This window comes from Bacillus sp. CH140a_4T, assembly GCF_008923725.1.
GTDB lineage: Bacteria > Bacillota > Bacilli > Bacillales > Bacillaceae_G > Bacillus_A.
Window position 1 is genome coordinate 946,728 of sequence record NZ_WBPF01000005.1, and the last position, 14,509, is coordinate 961,236.

General features: G+C 35.4%; 17 protein-coding genes. 6 read left to right on the forward strand and 11 right to left on the reverse strand.

Annotated elements, in window-relative coordinates; genetic code table 11:
- Positions 1 to 25 precede the first annotated feature (25 nt).
- The gene (locus tag F8162_RS05855) at positions 26 to 1,318 is read left to right on the forward strand and encodes a glycosyl hydrolase family 18 protein (protein ID WP_151634185.1); all 1,293 of its coding nucleotides are present in this window, start codon (positions 26 to 28) and stop codon (positions 1,316 to 1,318) included.
- A 68-nt stretch (positions 1,319 to 1,386) separates the two neighbouring features.
- Here the strand turns inward: F8162_RS05855 and sspN are convergent, their stop codons facing one another.
- From sspN to F8162_RS05875, 4 genes are all read right to left on the reverse strand, one after another.
- Entirely contained in the window at positions 1,387 to 1,521 is a 135-nt protein-coding gene (gene sspN / locus F8162_RS05860) for an acid-soluble spore protein SspN (RefSeq protein WP_000527988.1), read from the reverse strand.
- Between the two features lie 43 nt (positions 1,522 to 1,564).
- Complete coding sequence (locus F8162_RS05865; RefSeq protein WP_001254697.1) at positions 1,565 to 1,708, reverse strand: FbpB family small basic protein; 144 nt, start codon at positions 1,706 to 1,708, stop codon at positions 1,565 to 1,567.
- A gap of 141 nt (positions 1,709 to 1,849) precedes the next feature.
- Positions 1,850 to 2,797, reverse strand: coding sequence for a 3'-5' exonuclease (locus tag F8162_RS05870; protein ID WP_151634183.1), 948 nt, complete (start codon positions 2,795 to 2,797; stop codon positions 1,850 to 1,852).
- Positions 2,798 to 2,912: 115 nt separating this feature from the next.
- Positions 2,913 to 3,488: a redoxin domain-containing protein gene (locus tag F8162_RS05875; RefSeq protein WP_151634181.1), complete on the reverse strand. Its 576-nt coding sequence runs from the start codon at positions 3,486 to 3,488 to the stop codon at positions 2,913 to 2,915.
- A gap of 251 nt (positions 3,489 to 3,739) precedes the next feature.
- Between F8162_RS05875 and F8162_RS05880 the strand changes: the two genes are divergently transcribed.
- Positions 3,740 to 3,997 carry a hypothetical protein gene (locus tag F8162_RS05880; RefSeq protein ID WP_151634179.1) on the forward strand — a complete coding sequence of 86 codons (258 nt, stop codon included), beginning with the start codon at positions 3,740 to 3,742 and terminating at the stop codon, positions 3,995 to 3,997.
- Between the two features lie 23 nt (positions 3,998 to 4,020).
- On the opposite strand, the gene F8162_RS05885 is transcribed toward F8162_RS05880, so the two are convergent.
- Together F8162_RS05885 and acnA are read right to left on the reverse strand one after the other, a co-directional pair.
- On the reverse strand, positions 4,021 to 5,670 hold the full coding sequence (locus F8162_RS05885) for an ABC transporter ATP-binding protein (RefSeq protein WP_151634177.1): 1,650 nt from the start codon (positions 5,668 to 5,670) through the stop codon (positions 4,021 to 4,023).
- 115 nt (positions 5,671 to 5,785) lie between these two features.
- Positions 5,786 to 8,509 (reverse strand): aconitate hydratase AcnA, encoded by a 2,724-nt coding sequence (acnA, locus tag F8162_RS05890; RefSeq protein WP_151634175.1) that lies wholly within the window; start codon positions 8,507 to 8,509, stop codon positions 5,786 to 5,788.
- 291 nt (positions 8,510 to 8,800) lie between these two features.
- On the opposite strand from acnA, the gene sspO reads away from it, so the two are divergent.
- Positions 8,801 to 8,950, forward strand: a complete 150-nt coding sequence (sspO, locus tag F8162_RS05895) for a small acid-soluble spore protein O (RefSeq protein WP_151634173.1) — start codon at positions 8,801 to 8,803, stop codon at positions 8,948 to 8,950.
- Between the two features lie 41 nt (positions 8,951 to 8,991).
- Here the strand turns inward: sspO and pdaB are convergent, their stop codons facing one another.
- Positions 8,992 to 9,717 (reverse strand): polysaccharide deacetylase family sporulation protein PdaB, encoded by a 726-nt coding sequence (gene pdaB / locus F8162_RS05900; RefSeq protein WP_151634171.1) that lies wholly within the window; start codon positions 9,715 to 9,717, stop codon positions 8,992 to 8,994.
- A 46-nt stretch (positions 9,718 to 9,763) separates the two neighbouring features.
- The gene (locus F8162_RS05905; RefSeq protein WP_151634169.1) at positions 9,764 to 10,027 is read right to left on the reverse strand and encodes a hypothetical protein; all 264 of its coding nucleotides are present in this window, start codon (positions 10,025 to 10,027) and stop codon (positions 9,764 to 9,766) included.
- Positions 10,028 to 10,148: 121 nt separating this feature from the next.
- Here F8162_RS05905 and F8162_RS05910 point away from each other — a divergent pair, with 121 nt between their 5' ends.
- On the forward strand, positions 10,149 to 10,271 hold the full coding sequence (locus tag F8162_RS05910) for a small acid-soluble spore protein P (protein WP_151634166.1): 123 nt from the start codon (positions 10,149 to 10,151) through the stop codon (positions 10,269 to 10,271).
- A gap of 124 nt (positions 10,272 to 10,395) precedes the next feature.
- Positions 10,396 to 10,782 (forward strand): Hsp20/alpha crystallin family protein, encoded by a 387-nt coding sequence (locus F8162_RS05915; protein ID WP_151634164.1) that lies wholly within the window; start codon positions 10,396 to 10,398, stop codon positions 10,780 to 10,782.
- Positions 10,783 to 10,875: 93 nt separating this feature from the next.
- Here F8162_RS05915 and F8162_RS05920 read toward each other — a convergent pair whose 3' ends face one another.
- A complete protein-coding gene (locus F8162_RS05920; protein WP_151634162.1) occupies positions 10,876 to 12,114 on the reverse strand; it encodes an MDR family MFS transporter in 1,239 nt (412 codons plus the stop codon).
- A 68-nt stretch (positions 12,115 to 12,182) separates the two neighbouring features.
- Positions 12,183 to 12,590, reverse strand: coding sequence for a hypothetical protein (locus tag F8162_RS05925; RefSeq protein WP_151634160.1), 408 nt, complete (start codon positions 12,588 to 12,590; stop codon positions 12,183 to 12,185).
- Between the two features lie 137 nt (positions 12,591 to 12,727).
- Between F8162_RS05925 and F8162_RS05930 the strand changes: the two genes are divergently transcribed.
- Positions 12,728 to 13,930, forward strand: a complete 1,203-nt coding sequence (locus F8162_RS05930; RefSeq protein WP_151634158.1) for an alanyl-tRNA editing protein — start codon at positions 12,728 to 12,730, stop codon at positions 13,928 to 13,930.
- A 44-nt stretch (positions 13,931 to 13,974) separates the two neighbouring features.
- Here F8162_RS05930 and F8162_RS05935 read toward each other — a convergent pair whose 3' ends face one another.
- On the reverse strand, positions 13,975 to 14,418 hold the full coding sequence (locus F8162_RS05935; RefSeq protein WP_151634156.1) for an NUDIX hydrolase: 444 nt from the start codon (positions 14,416 to 14,418) through the stop codon (positions 13,975 to 13,977).
- Positions 14,419 to 14,509: the final 91 nt, after the last annotated feature.

The window sequence follows — 14,509 nt, forward strand, 5'->3', positions numbered from 1 at the left end:
ATCTTTTACTGAAAGGAGCAAGCATATGATTCAAATTGTAACTGTTCGTAGCGGTGATAGCGTATATAGCTTGGCATCAAAATACGGATCAACACCTGACGAAATAGTAAAGGACAATGGACTAAATCCAGCTGAAACACTCGTTGTTGGTCAGGCACTAATCGTGAATACGAAAGGAAATAATTATTATGTACAGCCTGGCGATAGCCTCTATCGAATTTCTCAAACATATAACGTTCCTCTCGCTAGCTTAGCTAAAGTGAATAACTTATCTTTAAAATCCATTCTCCATGTCGGACAGCAATTATATATACCGAAAGGGACAAAACGAGCGGTAGAATCCATCGCTTATTTACAACCTTCAACTATACCTATTAAAGAAAGTTTAGTTAATGCTACGCGTGCTATTAATCCATTTTTAACATACTTAGCTTATTTCAGTTTCGAGGCAAAAAGAGATGGTACGCTAAAAGAACCAACTGAAACAGCTAAAATCGCTAATATTGCAACACAAGGCAAAACCATCCCTATGCTCGTTATTACAAATATTGAAAATGGAAATTTCAGTGCCGATCTGACATCAGTTATTTTACGCGATACAACAATTCAAAACAAATTTATTACAAACATTTTGCAAACAGCTGAGAAGTACGGTATGCGAGACATTCATTTTGATTTTGAAAGTGTGGCACCTGAAGATCGCGAAGCATATAATCGTTTTTTGCGAAATGTGAAAACACGATTACCTAACGGATACACATTAAGTACAACACTTGTACCGAAAACAAGTTCAAATCAAAAGGGGAAATTTTTCGAAGCTCACGATTATAAAGCACAAGGACAAATTGTTGATTTCGTCGTTATTATGACATACGACTGGGGTTGGCAAGGCGGGCCACCGATGGCTATTTCTCCTATCGGTCCTGTAAAAGAAGTACTTCAATACGCAAAATCTCAAATGCCTCCCCAAAAAATTATGATGGGGCAAAATTTATACGGATTCGATTGGAAACTTCCGTTCAAACAAGGCAATCCGCCAGCAAAAGCAGTTAGCTCTATCGCAGCTGTTGCACTAGCTCGTAAATACAATGTTCCTATCCGCTATGATTTCACAGCTCAAGCTCCACATTTCAATTACTTTGACGAAAACGGCGTACAACACGAAGTTTGGTTTGAAGATGCGAGATCTATTCAAAGTAAATTCAACTTAATGAAAGAACAAGGTATTGGTGGTATTAGTTACTGGAAGATTGGCTTGCCATTCCCACAAAATTGGCGTTTACTCGTTGAAAATTTTACGATTACGAAAAAGGGCTGACAAAAGTCAGCCCTTTTTTACTATTAAAAATCCGTCACAAAAAAGAAGAATGACAACATTCTCCCTTTTTAACCGTTATCAACAATCGGTTGTTTACCTGTTTGGTCTTGCATTTGCTTTCCTTTATTGCCACCAGCTTTTTTTGATTGTGTCCCAATCTGATTCGGTGCAAAGTCTTTTGAATTCTTTTTCGGATTACCCATTACTATCGCCTCCTTAACACTAGTATCGTACTAGTGTTAAGAATTATTCAGCTTGCTTAAAAAGTTTCATTTCATAACGTTTTTCAATACGCTCTTCAATACGATCGATTGCATCACGATCGCTTAATAATTGTTGTTTATTTTCTTTCACAAGTTCGTCAAATGATTTACGGCGACTTCTTCTCACGCTGTTCACCCTCTCTCCTTCGCATTCTTACTATACATAGTATGAGCAAATGAAAAACTCTTTAATCAGATTTGTAAGAAAATTTTATGTTTTAGTACTCCTAAAAAAACTCCGTGTACAACTTCTTGTACACGGAGTTTTTTATACCATTATATTTAAATATTCTTTTAGCTTTTCATCTGCGTTCATTTCACTTTTTTTATACTCACTTAGCGCTTGCAGTACGAAATCATACTGTCCTAAAATATAACTTTCTAATTTCAGGACATCCTCTAAGCTATTAAGCATAATTCTCGTATTACCAACTTCACTTTTTAACGCCGGTTCACATTTTAAACTCGTACTTATTTCTTTCACATCATCTTCTAATATCTCTGTTAATATGTATTTCTTTCGCCCTTTTACTTTTACCCTCATAACTGGATAAAAAGCTTTTATATCTAAATAACTTCCTACATTCATGCAACGAACCCATTCGATATCACGTTTATTTCGTACAAGTATCTTTTTTACTGCCTCATATACTGTTGTTTCATCAAGTGCTTCCGTATTCGATTTTCTTTTTGCCTCTTCTTCAATAGATGCACACTTTTGATAAACAGCTGCACAAGTAATACAATCATCAAATGCATTATGAGAACTTAAACGAATTCCAAGCATTCGCTTTAACGTTTCAAGTTTATAATTAGGCGCTTGCTTCATATATTTCTTTGCTAAAAACACAGTATCAATCACTTTATTTTGAGGTTCCGGTAACCCAAGCATATTTACATTACTTTTCAAAAAGCGCATATCAAAAGATGCATTATGAGCGACAATTACATTTGTATGTAAAAACGCTAAAAATAAAGGTAATACTTCTTCAATCGTCGGTGCATCTGAAACACGATAATTTGTAATACCTGTTAAACTCGTTATCCGGTCCGGAATTGAACGCTCCGGATTCACATAGGAAACAAATTGATCTACTAGTTCATGATTGCGATATTTCACTGCTGCGACTTGAATAATTTTATCATTATAAGGGTTAAATCCTGTTGTTTCAAAATCAATTACAACATAATCTAACGGTAAGGATATATTCCCCACTCCAAACACTCCTTTACCTCTAAACGTTTATATTTCTTTTATCATAACATGCTGCTATCACTACGTGAAAAAGAAAAGGCAGAAATGGTAACTTTCCACTTCTACCTTTTCACCATTATTTTAACTTAGCAATCCGTTTCTCCATCTCTTTTTGCGTCATCGGTCCAATAAACTTATCTTGAATGACACCTTTCGTATCTATAAAATACGAAGTTGGGATCGTAATGACTTTATACGCTGTTGTCACATCAATATTCTTGTCCAATAAAATAGGAAAAGTAATTCCTTTTTCCTTAGCAAAATTGCTTACCTTTTCTACTCCCCCGCCCTTTTCTGAAGGCGTATAATTTATTGCTAAAATTTCTACATTTTCTTTATGTTCTTTATAAAAAGCCTCCATATCCGGCATTTCTTGCTGGCAAGGTCCACACCACGTTGCCCAAAAGTTTAAAATCACTTTCTTTCCTTTTAAATCCGATAACTTTACATTCGTTCCATCTAACTTCGTTAATGCAAAGTTTGGTGCACTCTTCCCTATTTCAATACCATTACTTGCAATCATCTCTTTCATAGCAGCTTCACTTTTTTCTTGCTCCCCTTGTACCGCCTGATCGTTTTTACCAAGCTGTTCATAAGCTGCATATCCCGCTAAACAAAGTAACACTACAATAATCGTAAGCTTCCGCCACATTTTATATCACCCTAACGTGTTTATCTTCTTATAACTTAATCACTCAAATACTATATACCTTATTTTAGCTTATACGGACAAGCTTGGAAATATTCACAGTCAAAATAATTAGAATATTCTTATTTAAAGTGTAATTTTTTCCTTTTTATCATATAATTAGAAAAACAGATGAAGTGTTGCTTATCTTCTTATGGACCCATTCACCTTTTTACTCTCGTAGTTATAAACCTACAACAAAAGGGGGATTGTTTATGAATTCATTCGAAAAAATAACCTTATTTATTCTTAGTTTTCTTTTATACCCAATCGGTATTATTACATGGATTATTTCACTCTTTAGTAAAGATCTTGAAAAAAAGAAAGTAGGGCGTATTTGTCTTTATATCTCTCTATTCTCATTCGTCCTTTTCGTAATCCTTGGAATTGCAACGCTCCTTATGACTGCTACTTTTAACGTTGATCTGAATCACTCCGAATCTATCGAGTATCAAATAAATGACGCTGAATAAAGATTAGAGCAATGCTCTTATCTTTATTCACATCTCTGTAAAAATGAATGACTATGTATTAATTCTTCAGGACTTCCACATGCAACAATACTTCCTTCTTTCATTATGACAACACGATCTGCTAGTATCGCTTTCTCTACATCATGTGTTGCCACAATTCTCGTGACCTCTCTTCCTAATCCTTCTATCATATTCCAAACTGTTTCTTGGTTGCTCGGATCTAATCCCGCAGTTGGTTCATCTAAAATAATAAGATTCGGATTTGAAACAATGGCACGTAATAATGCAAGACGTTTTCTTTCTCCTCCCGAAAACTCTTCACCACTTTTATGTAGTACAGTTTGAATCCCTTCCGATAAATCTCTAATAATTGGCTTCATATTTACAAGTTCAATATTTTTTTCTAACTGCTTTTCTAGACACTTCTCCTCGAAATACATATTCTCTTTTACTGCCGTCCGAAAGAAACGAGGTTCTTGCCACACTGTAGTCATACGTGCCTCATTACCGTAAGAAACAATGCTACCGTTAGATGGTTTATACAACCCTGTCATTAATTTTAAAAGCGTTGTTTTTCCTGCACCACTTTCTCCCACAATAATAACGAGTTCACCAGGATTAATTTGCAAATCAATATTATGAATTCTACATTTCTCTTCATCATTCTCTTGAAATGAAACATTTGTTACCGTCATTCCCATCGCTCTTTCTCGATTACTATTTGCCACTCGTTTATCTAAAAAAGAAAAAACTCTATTTGCCGAAGCAACTGCAACTTGTGTCATCATTAATAAATCGCCAACGTAACGGACTGGAAAAAAGAGCATTTCAATTGTGGCTAACACTGTAATAATTGAACCAACTTCCATTTCTCCCTTCATTATTTTTTGCGCGCCTATAATGAGAACAACGATATATGCCCCTGTTTCAATCACTGTCCCAACTACTCCAATGCAGTGTTGCATCATCGTCTTCTTTACTTCTGTTTTATAAGATTGTGCTGTTACTCCTTGAAATAAGCGAATGGCCCAATTTTCTTTTTGCAAACTACGTAAATCTTGTGCTCCTTTTACAAATTGTGACACCATCTCTACAACACTTGACTGATTGTTTTGAGCAATGCTTGCAATATTTCTTACCTTTTCTCCCATTAACATCGGAACAGTTGCACTTAAAAATAAAAACGGAGTTACCCACAATATGAACTTTATATCTATATGTTGTAGTGCTATGAACGCACCTACAAATTGCGCAATAGCGTGTATATATTCTATTAATATAGAACCATATAACCTAATCCAATTCGGAATATCAGACACAACTAACGTCTCTAACTCTCCTTGTTTAATCTTCTCACTCTCTTCAAACGGTAATGAGAAAAAATGATGCAATACATTTATACGCTTCTCTCGTAATATTCGCTGACTCGCTTTGGAGCTTATATAATCAAATGAAAGATTGTTCACCCACATCAACAAGCGACTCCCTGCAAACAATGCAATATATACATACGCAGCTTTTAATTCCCGCTGAATCAGGTTATCTACAATTAGCCCCATGAATAGTGGACGAGATAAATTTAAAATAGCTGCAAAGAGTCCACTGCATATAGCTGCTATTACTAACACTTTTTCTTTCTGTAACGGTAACAATATTCTTTTATATTCCTTCATGATATTCCCTCCATTTTTATAGTAAAAAGAAAGGGATGAAACCATTCGGTTTCATCCCTTTCCATAAAATAAGGAAGCTAACAGTTATTAGCTTCCTATCATTCATTTCAATTATTTAGTTCGACACTTTAGATTCTTCAATTTTCTCACGAAGAACCATTTGCAGAATACCACCGTGACGGTAGTAGTCAATTTCAACTTCACTATCGAAACGAGCTACTACTTCAAATTGTTTTTCGTTTCCATCTGCATCAGTTGCAACTACTTTTACAAGATCGCGTGGTCTAACTGTTTTGTCAATTTGAATTTCAAATGACTCATTACCAACAAGACCTAATGTTTCAGTGCTTTCGCCATCTTTAAATTGAAGTGGTAACACACCCATTAACACTAAATTACTACGGTGAATACGCTCAAAGCTTTCTGCGATTACTGCTTTAATACCTAATAAGTTTGTACCTTTCGCAGCCCAGTCACGAGAACTTCCCATACCGTAATCTTTACCAGCAACAACTAGAAGGCCTGTGCCATCTTCTTTATATTTCATAGCAGCATCATAGATTGATGTTACTTCACCAGTTGGCCAATATGTTGTGTATCCGCCTTCTGTTCCTGGTGCGATTTGGTTTTTAATACGGATGTTCGCGAATGTACCACGCATCATAACTTCGTGGTTACCACGACGAGAACCGTAAGAGTTGAAGTCAACTGGTTGTACGCCGTTTTCTAATAAGTAGCGTCCAGCTGGTGTGTGCTTACCGATTGAACCTGCTGGTGAAATGTGGTCTGTCGTTACAGAGTCACCAAATTTACCAACTATGCGTAAGCCTGATAACGTTTCAACTTCACCTGGTTCTTTAGATAATCCTTCAAAGAATGGTGGGTTTTGAATGTATGTTGAATCATTATCCCAAGTATATAAAGCTTCATTTGAAGTTTGGATTTCATTCCAACGCTCATTGCTATTAAATACTTGTGCATATTCTTTCTTGAACAGTTCAGATGTAACAACACTTTGAACTACATCTTCAATTTCTTTAGCTGATGGCCAAATATCGTTGAAGTATACAGCATTGCCATTTGCATCTTTACCGATTGCATCATTTTTCAGATCAATATCAACAGTACCTGCAAGTGCATATGCCACAACAAGTGGTGGTGATGCTAAGTAATTCGCTTTTACAAGTGGATGAATACGACCTTCAAAGTTACGGTTACCAGATAAAACAGATGTTACTAGTAAGTCGTTTGCTGCGATTGATTCTTCTAATTCTGGCGCTAACGGACCAGAGTTACCGATACAAGTCGTACAGCCGTAACCAACTGTTTGGAAACCTAATTGATCTAAATATGTTGTTAAACCTGATTTATCTAAGTACTCAGTAACAACTTTAGATCCTGGTGCTAATGATGTTTTTACGTACTCAGGTACTACAAGCCCTTTTTCAATTGCTTTCTTCGCAACTAGACCTGCCCCAATTAATACGTATGGGTTTGATGTATTTGTACAGCTTGTAATTGCAGCGATTGCAATTGCACCTGTCTTCATCGTTACTTCTTTATCTTCTAATGTAACCTTCACTTCTTTATCGAACTCTTGCGCATTAAATCCAAGTCCTTGTGTTCCAACTGGTGCTAAAACAGCTTTGTGGAACGCATCTTTCATATCTGAAAGTGGAATTAAATCTTGTGGGCGTTTCGGTCCAGAAAGGTTAGATTCAATTGTATTTAAATCAATTTCAACAAGATCAGTGTAAATTGGATCTTTGCTGTCTGCTGTATAGAATAAACCATTTGCTTTACAGTATTCTTCAACAATGCGAATTTGCTCTTCATCCCTACCTGTTAAACGTAAGTACTCTAATGAAATATCGTCAATTGGGAAGAATCCACAAGTTGCGCCGTATTCTGGTGCCATGTTTGAAATTGTTGCACGATCAGCTAAAGGCATGCTCTTTAGTCCATTACCGAAGAACTCAACGAATTTACCAACTACACCTTTTTGACGTAATACTTGTGTTACTTTTAATGCAACGTCAGTTGCTGTAGTACCACTTGGAAGTGTACCAGTTAATTTCACACCAATTACTTCAGGTACTGGGAAGTATGAAGGCTGTCCAAGCATTCCAGCTTCTGCCTCAATACCACCAACGCCCCATCCAAGAACGCCGATACCGTTAATCATTGTTGTATGTGAGTCTGTTCCAACTAATGAATCTGGGTATGCAACTAAGTCACCTTCAGCATTTTTCACAGCATGAACGACTGGCGCTAAATATTCAAGGTTTACTTGGTGTACAATACCTGTAGCTGGTGGAACTGCACGATAGTTATCAAATGATTTTTGTGCCCAGCTTAAAAATTTATAACGTTCTTCATTACGTTTAAACTCTAAGTCCATGTTGAATGCAAGCGCGTCTGCCGTTCCCGCTCTATCAACCTGTACAGAGTGGTCAATTACAAGGTCTACAGTAATTTCTGGATTAATTTTATCAGGATCCCCGCCCATATCTGCCATTGCTTTACGAAGCGAAGCCAAATCTACAACAGCTGGAACACCAGTGAAATCTTGTAAAATTACACGAGATGGTTTAAATGGAACATCGATATCTTGCACATCTTTCGTTCCCCATTTCGCTAAATTTGTAACATGTTCTTCTGTAATTACACGTCCGTCTACTTGACGAAGTACGGATTCAAGTAAAACTTTCACGGAATATGGTAATTGAGATACGTTGCCAACCCCTGCGTTTTCAAGCGCTTTCAAATCATAATAATGATACGTTTTTTCATCTACTTCAAAAGTTGCACGTGATTGAAATGGATTATGTTTGACCATTATGTTTCCCCCCTGTTAAACGTGACTAAGTTGTCTGAATATAAAATTTAGACAAACTTTTCAATACCTTACGATAATATCTTATTACAACTTTCTAAATAAGTAAATAATAAGAAACTTATAGATTATCATAAGTTTTCTTTATGTTTCTAAATTTGAATAATGTTCATGCTCCTTATGAATACTATTACTATAAAGTAAAGTGCTCTATTAGCGCTTTACTTACAGTTCATACATACTATGAACTGCTCATCATTCAACTTACAAAAAAAGCTATAGAGGTGAAATAAAATGAGTAAAAGAAAAGCAAATCATATTATTTCAGGAATGAATGCTGCATCTGCACAAGGACAAGGAACTGGTTACAATGAAGAATTTGCAAACGAGCCCTTAACTCCAGCGGAGCGACAGAATAATAAAAAACGTAAAAAGAACCAGTAACGAAAAATCCCAAAAGGTCCATTTTCCTTTTGGGATTTTTTCTAATGTTTATAACGTAGTAATTCGGAAACCGTTACAAATCGATAGCCCTGCTTTTTCAGCTCTGGTAAAATTTTCGCTAGCGCTGCTACTGTTTGACTACGATTATTTCCTCCATCATGTAACAATACAATATCTCCACTTTTAGCATTTTTCACTACATGATTTACAATGGATTCAACCCCTGGATTCGCCCAATCACGTGGGTCTTGATGCCAAGACCATAGAACAGTTTGATAACCAGCTTCTTTCGCTGTTTTAAATACAGCATCGTTAATATATCCACCAGGAGGACGGAATAGCAAAGGTTCTTTCACCCATTTTTTAAAATATTTCTTTCCATCTAAAATATCATTTTCTAATTTTTCATCTGATGAATTACTCGCATACAAATGATTCATCGTATGATTTCCAATTTCATGCCCCTCTTTTAACACTTGCTTTACTAAATATGGATTACGCTGCACTCGAAATCCAATCATAAAAAATGTCGCTTCTGCTTTATATTGACGTAATAAATTTAAAATTTGTGGTGTATACGTTGGATCTGGTCCATCATCAAATGTAATGGCAATAATCTTTTCATTATTAGGTACTTCCCATATTACATAGCCAGTTGGTTCTAGCTCTTTTCTGAGCAACATTTTCGCTTCCACTTTTTCAACTTGAAATATATGTACTGCGCATAATAAAGAAAAAACGAATAGAAAGATTTTCTGTTTTAGCATAACATTTGTCAAAGTAATAAGGTTGTCGAATACACAACAACCTCATTTACTTTTCTAATTCATCTACATTTCGCATAATATTTTGGATATTATTTTCGTATTGCTCAAGTTGTGGACGTTGTGTTTCTGAAGCTACTTCTAGCGCATTTTGAATCTGTTCATACGCTTCCTGAACCTCTTGGCGTAACTCTTTTAAATCATGACCGTAGTTTGGATCATTTTTCACAATGTTGTTAAATGCATGTTCTGCTTGTGTAACCCCTTGCTGCGCTGCTTGAAAAGCTTGTTGTTTATCTTTATGATATGGCATTATATAATCCCCTTTCCATAATAGTTAGTCCCATTTATCTTTACCTTTTTTTCTAAAAACATTCTCGTATAAATTTGCAAACTTCTCTCATTCTAAAGAGAAAGAGGAGGTGTCACATACAATGGAAAAAAACAATCACGAAGCGAAAGAAAAAAAGGGACAACCTGAACCATTAAGCGGATCTCATAAAGTAAAAAACCGTAACCATTCACGCCAAAAAAATCATGCACATCATGATATGTAAAACAAAAGGTTCACACTAGTTACCTTCATCACATACAATGTTTATATTTTTCCACTTATTCTTCACCCCTACTTCATTCATGCATAACATAGTATGAATTGAGATTTTACGGAGGGTGTCTTACATGGGCAAGAAAAAGAAAGATTGTCTTTTTCATGTTGATGGTTTCGAAGAATGGATGGATCAATTTTGTTCTGATTCTTGTAGTAACTTTAGTTTCCCAAATCAAATTCATATTGACCTTTGCGAAACTGAACAAGAGTACATTTTGGAAACAGATGTACCAAATGTATCCGAACAAAATGTAGTCATTAAAAAGATGGAGACAGGCCTAAATATTTGCATACTTCATAATAATAGTTCTTTGCAGCGGATCATTCCTTTACCCGCTACTATTATTTATAAGAAGATGCTAGCCTGCTTAGAGAATGGATATTTAGCCATTCATATTTCCAAAAACGAAATTTCTAATAAACATGAAGAAAAAGTTCTTTTTCAAATTGAGAATTAAAATAAAGTGAAACTTTAATCAATAGGAGTTTTACTGCCCGCAAATAGCGGGATGAATACAAAAATAAACCCCAGTCGTCTGCTGGGGCTTATTTCATTTCGCATGTAATTCTAAATTACAATTTCTATCATCCCTCTTTTTCAATAAACCCTTTGTAACTAAAAGTACAGGAAATGCTACAGTTGAAAATATAGCTAGCGCTGAAAAGACAATAAATCCATTTTGATAACCGTAGTAATCGAGCAGTACACCCCCAACCCATGGACCAATTACTGCTCCAATTCCCGAAAACCCCATTGCTCCAAAATACGTTCCTTTTAAATGCGAAGCAGCTATACCATCTATAAATACATCCGTCATTGAAAACATGAGAACTTCTCCAATTGTAAAAATAATTGTGCAAATGGCAGCACCTAGCGTAGATTCTACTATTCCAAATCCAAACAATCCTCCGCTCACAAATAAAGTTCCCATCATAATGGATACTAGCGGTGTATACTTTTTACACATTTGAATAACAGGGTATTGAATTACAACTACAACAATCGCATTTAAAGCTAACATATATGAAAATAATTTCACTCCATCCTGAAATATATGTGCATTTGCAAAATATTGTGATACTGTTGTCGTTAAGTGAGAAAAACCACAATTACTCAAAATAATACCGACCAAAGCAACTAAAAATACGACATCCTTCCGCAAAATGCGAATTGCATTTAACATTGTGACAGGCTTTTCTGTATTTACTTTCTTTTTTTCAATTGGATACTTCTTAAATTGGAACGCTAATATAGCTGTATATAGAATGTATACTCCAGCTGCTACTAGAAAAGGAATTGTTGATTTTGCGCTTCCAATCTGTAATCCGACAAGTGGGCCAATTGCTACTCCAACATTGATTGCACCGTAACGCAAATTATATACGAGTAAACGATACTCTGGTTTCGTTAAATCTGATAATAATGCTCTTGAAGTCGGTTCAAAAAAAGACCGACATAATCCATTCAGAGCATTTAATAAAAAGAAACTTAAAACATGATTTGCAAACGAAAAGCCTATAAATACAAACACCCAAACAATCATGGACCATATTATAATCATATTTCGGCCGAATCGATCCGATAAATTCCCTCCAATAAAACTGGCAAACACCCCAACAAGTGCACTCGTTCCGATAATAGCACCCGTCATTCCTGCTGATACGCCTTTAACAGTCGTTAAATAAATTGCTAAAAAAGGAATACTCATTGACGTGGCAAACCTCGCAAATAAAGTCCCTATTATAATTGTCATTCCTAACGGATGTATATTTTGCAACTTCCCCTTCATCTTAAAAACCTACTCTCCCTGTTCTTACATAAAAAAAGAAAGCAAAGGATCTGCTTTCTTTTCCCTTTTTATACTTGAGCTGTTGATACCCGAGCTGTTCTCGTTATGTCCATATCTATGCCATATGTAAACTGTAATTCTTTACAAACATCTTTAATTAAAATTGCGACATTATACTTCTCATTAAATTGTAAAACGATATTTTCTACTTCTTCATATGTATACTTATATTCCCCTGTAATGACACTTTTTAGATCAAAACATTCATTTATACAAAGTTGCACAAGTAGTTGGTCATATTTCTCTATTACATCTTCTCTCTTCCACAGTACCTCTTTTACATATAACCGATCAAACTTCACACTTTCTCGATTACAATCCGTTAAAATCCGGGTCATTTCATTTAATTCTCGATACAATTCAGAAATATTTTTACTTAAACTAAGCAGTTTATCTACACCGTTTTCATATAACATATTCATTCCACCCCCGCATTTTCTTTTTCTTATTATAGCAAGAAAATTCCAAAAATAGTTTCTTTCTTCTGAAATATTAGGAAACTAATTTCAATTGCTTTACAATGAAACTAGTGAACACGAAAGGGGAAAGAAAATTGGAGCAAAAATTATATTACACTGACGCTTATAAAAAAGACTTTACTACGAAAATCATAAAGCAAGATTATGATAAAGACGGTAACTTATACGTTGTTTTAAACGAAACGGCATTCTATCCGACAGGTGGCGGACAACCATATGATACTGGTACATTAAATGATATCGATGTAATCAATGTAGAAGAGATAGATGGAGAAATTCGTCACTTCATTATAGAAAAATTACATACAGAAGAAGTAGAAGGCAAAATCAATTGGGAGCGCCGTTTTGATCATATGCAGCAACATGCGGCTCAGCACATTTTATCTGCTGCTTTTTGGGACCACTTTAATATACCTACGATTGGATTCCATCTTGGTAAAGAAACGATAACAATTGATTTAGAAACAGAAAATCTGCATGCAGAAACAGTTGAAACGGCAATACAAATTGCAAACAAAATTGTTTTTGAAAACCATCCAATCCGTATCGAGTCGATGAACTTAGAAGAAGCAAAAACATTACCCCTTCGTAAAGAACCGACATTAACAGAAAATATACGTGTTGTTATTATCGAAAATTACGACTACAACGGTTGTGGCGGGACACATCCGAAATGTACAGGTGAAGTAGGTCCTATTCAAGTATTAGGATGGGAGCGCAATAAAGGTGGCATACGATTATCGTTTATCGCTGGCTGGCGCACACTTAAATTAATGGGGCAACAGCAAAAAATTATGAAGGATGTTTCTAAACAATTAAACAGTAGCGAGATTGATATTCCAGCAAAAGTAGCACAACTGCTTACTTCTCAAAAAGAAAACGAAAAAGCAATACAAACAATGAATGAAAAATTATTATATGCAGAGACAAACGAACTACTGCAACAACCTGCCGAAATACATGCTGGCATACTTATTTCTAAAGTATTTACAAATCGTTCTATGCAAGAAATCGCAAAGCTTTCTGCTATTATTACAGAACAACAAGAGCATACCATTACATATTTCGTTATCGAAAATGATGACAAACTACAATGCATCCTCGCTTGCGGAAAAACAGTCACACTTGATATGAACGCACTTTTAAAAGATGCTCTTCCTGCTATTGAAGGAAAAGGTGGCGGAAATAAAAAGAGTGCGCGCGGCGGCGGAAAAGCGGTTATGACCGGGGACGAATTTTTAAATCAACTTGTTTCTTCTTTACAGTCAGCTGTGTAAAACATGCTTATGAAGGATAGCTAACAGCTATCCTTCAACTATATTTACAAGCCTATATTTTGTTTCAAACCTTGATAACTCCCTGCACTTGCAAAACCTTCACTTATAAGAGTGATAAAAGTTCCCGAAAAACCATATTGACTTAAATCTTTAATCGGTACCATTTGCACATCTTGAATTGGATTATGATCAAACTCATTAGAAGGTAGCGTAATTTCACCTTCAATCCTTTCAAGCAGAAACGTAATATGTAATAAAGATGGACTAGCATCTGGTTTATCACAAACATAGAGTAGCTTCTTAATTTTAACCGCCAATCCTGTTTCTTCTCTCATTTCTCGAATCATCGCTTCTTCTAACGTTTCACCATTCTCTACTCTTCCCCCGGGTAAAGACCAATTGCGATTAGCAACTTTTTGCTTTACTAACAAAATCTTTTCACCTTCAATTAAAATTCCTGTAACACGAACTTGCATTACATTTTCCATATGTAATCCCCTCTTCCCATTATATTTACAAATTAATCCTTCCACAAAAAGAACGTACGTTTTATAATTAAAGAAAATTATGGAAGAAAGA

Bases quoted from the DNA above. Each gene is read 5' to 3' on its own strand.
- F8162_RS05855 (WP_151634185.1), top strand. From the start codon at position 26: ATGATTCAAATTGTAACTGTTCGTAGCGGTGATAGCGTATATAGCTTG.
- sspN (WP_000527988.1), bottom strand. From the start codon at position 1,521: ATGGGTAATCCGAAAAAGAATTCAAAAGACTTTGCACCGAATCAGATT.
- F8162_RS05875 (WP_151634181.1), bottom strand. From the start codon at position 3,488: ATGTGGCGGAAGCTTACGATTATTGTAGTGTTACTTTGTTTAGCGGGA.
- F8162_RS05880 (WP_151634179.1), top strand. From the start codon at position 3,740: ATGAATTCATTCGAAAAAATAACCTTATTTATTCTTAGTTTTCTTTTA.
- F8162_RS05885 (WP_151634177.1), bottom strand. From the start codon at position 5,670: ATGAAGGAATATAAAAGAATATTGTTACCGTTACAGAAAGAAAAAGTG.
- acnA (WP_151634175.1), bottom strand. From the start codon at position 8,509: ATGGTCAAACATAATCCATTTCAATCACGTGCAACTTTTGAAGTAGAT.
- sspO (WP_151634173.1), top strand. From the start codon at position 8,801: ATGAGTAAAAGAAAAGCAAATCATATTATTTCAGGAATGAATGCTGCA.
- pdaB (WP_151634171.1), bottom strand. From the start codon at position 9,717: ATGCTAAAACAGAAAATCTTTCTATTCGTTTTTTCTTTATTATGCGCA.
- F8162_RS05905 (WP_151634169.1), bottom strand. From the start codon at position 10,027: ATGCCATATCATAAAGATAAACAACAAGCTTTTCAAGCAGCGCAGCAA.
- F8162_RS05910 (WP_151634166.1), top strand. From the start codon at position 10,149: ATGGAAAAAAACAATCACGAAGCGAAAGAAAAAAAGGGACAACCTGAA.
- F8162_RS05915 (WP_151634164.1), top strand. From the start codon at position 10,396: ATGGGCAAGAAAAAGAAAGATTGTCTTTTTCATGTTGATGGTTTCGAA.
- F8162_RS05920 (WP_151634162.1), bottom strand. From the start codon at position 12,114: ATGAAGGGGAAGTTGCAAAATATACATCCGTTAGGAATGACAATTATA.
- F8162_RS05925 (WP_151634160.1), bottom strand. From the start codon at position 12,590: ATGTTATATGAAAACGGTGTAGATAAACTGCTTAGTTTAAGTAAAAAT.
- F8162_RS05935 (WP_151634156.1), bottom strand. From the start codon at position 14,418: ATGGAAAATGTAATGCAAGTTCGTGTTACAGGAATTTTAATTGAAGGT.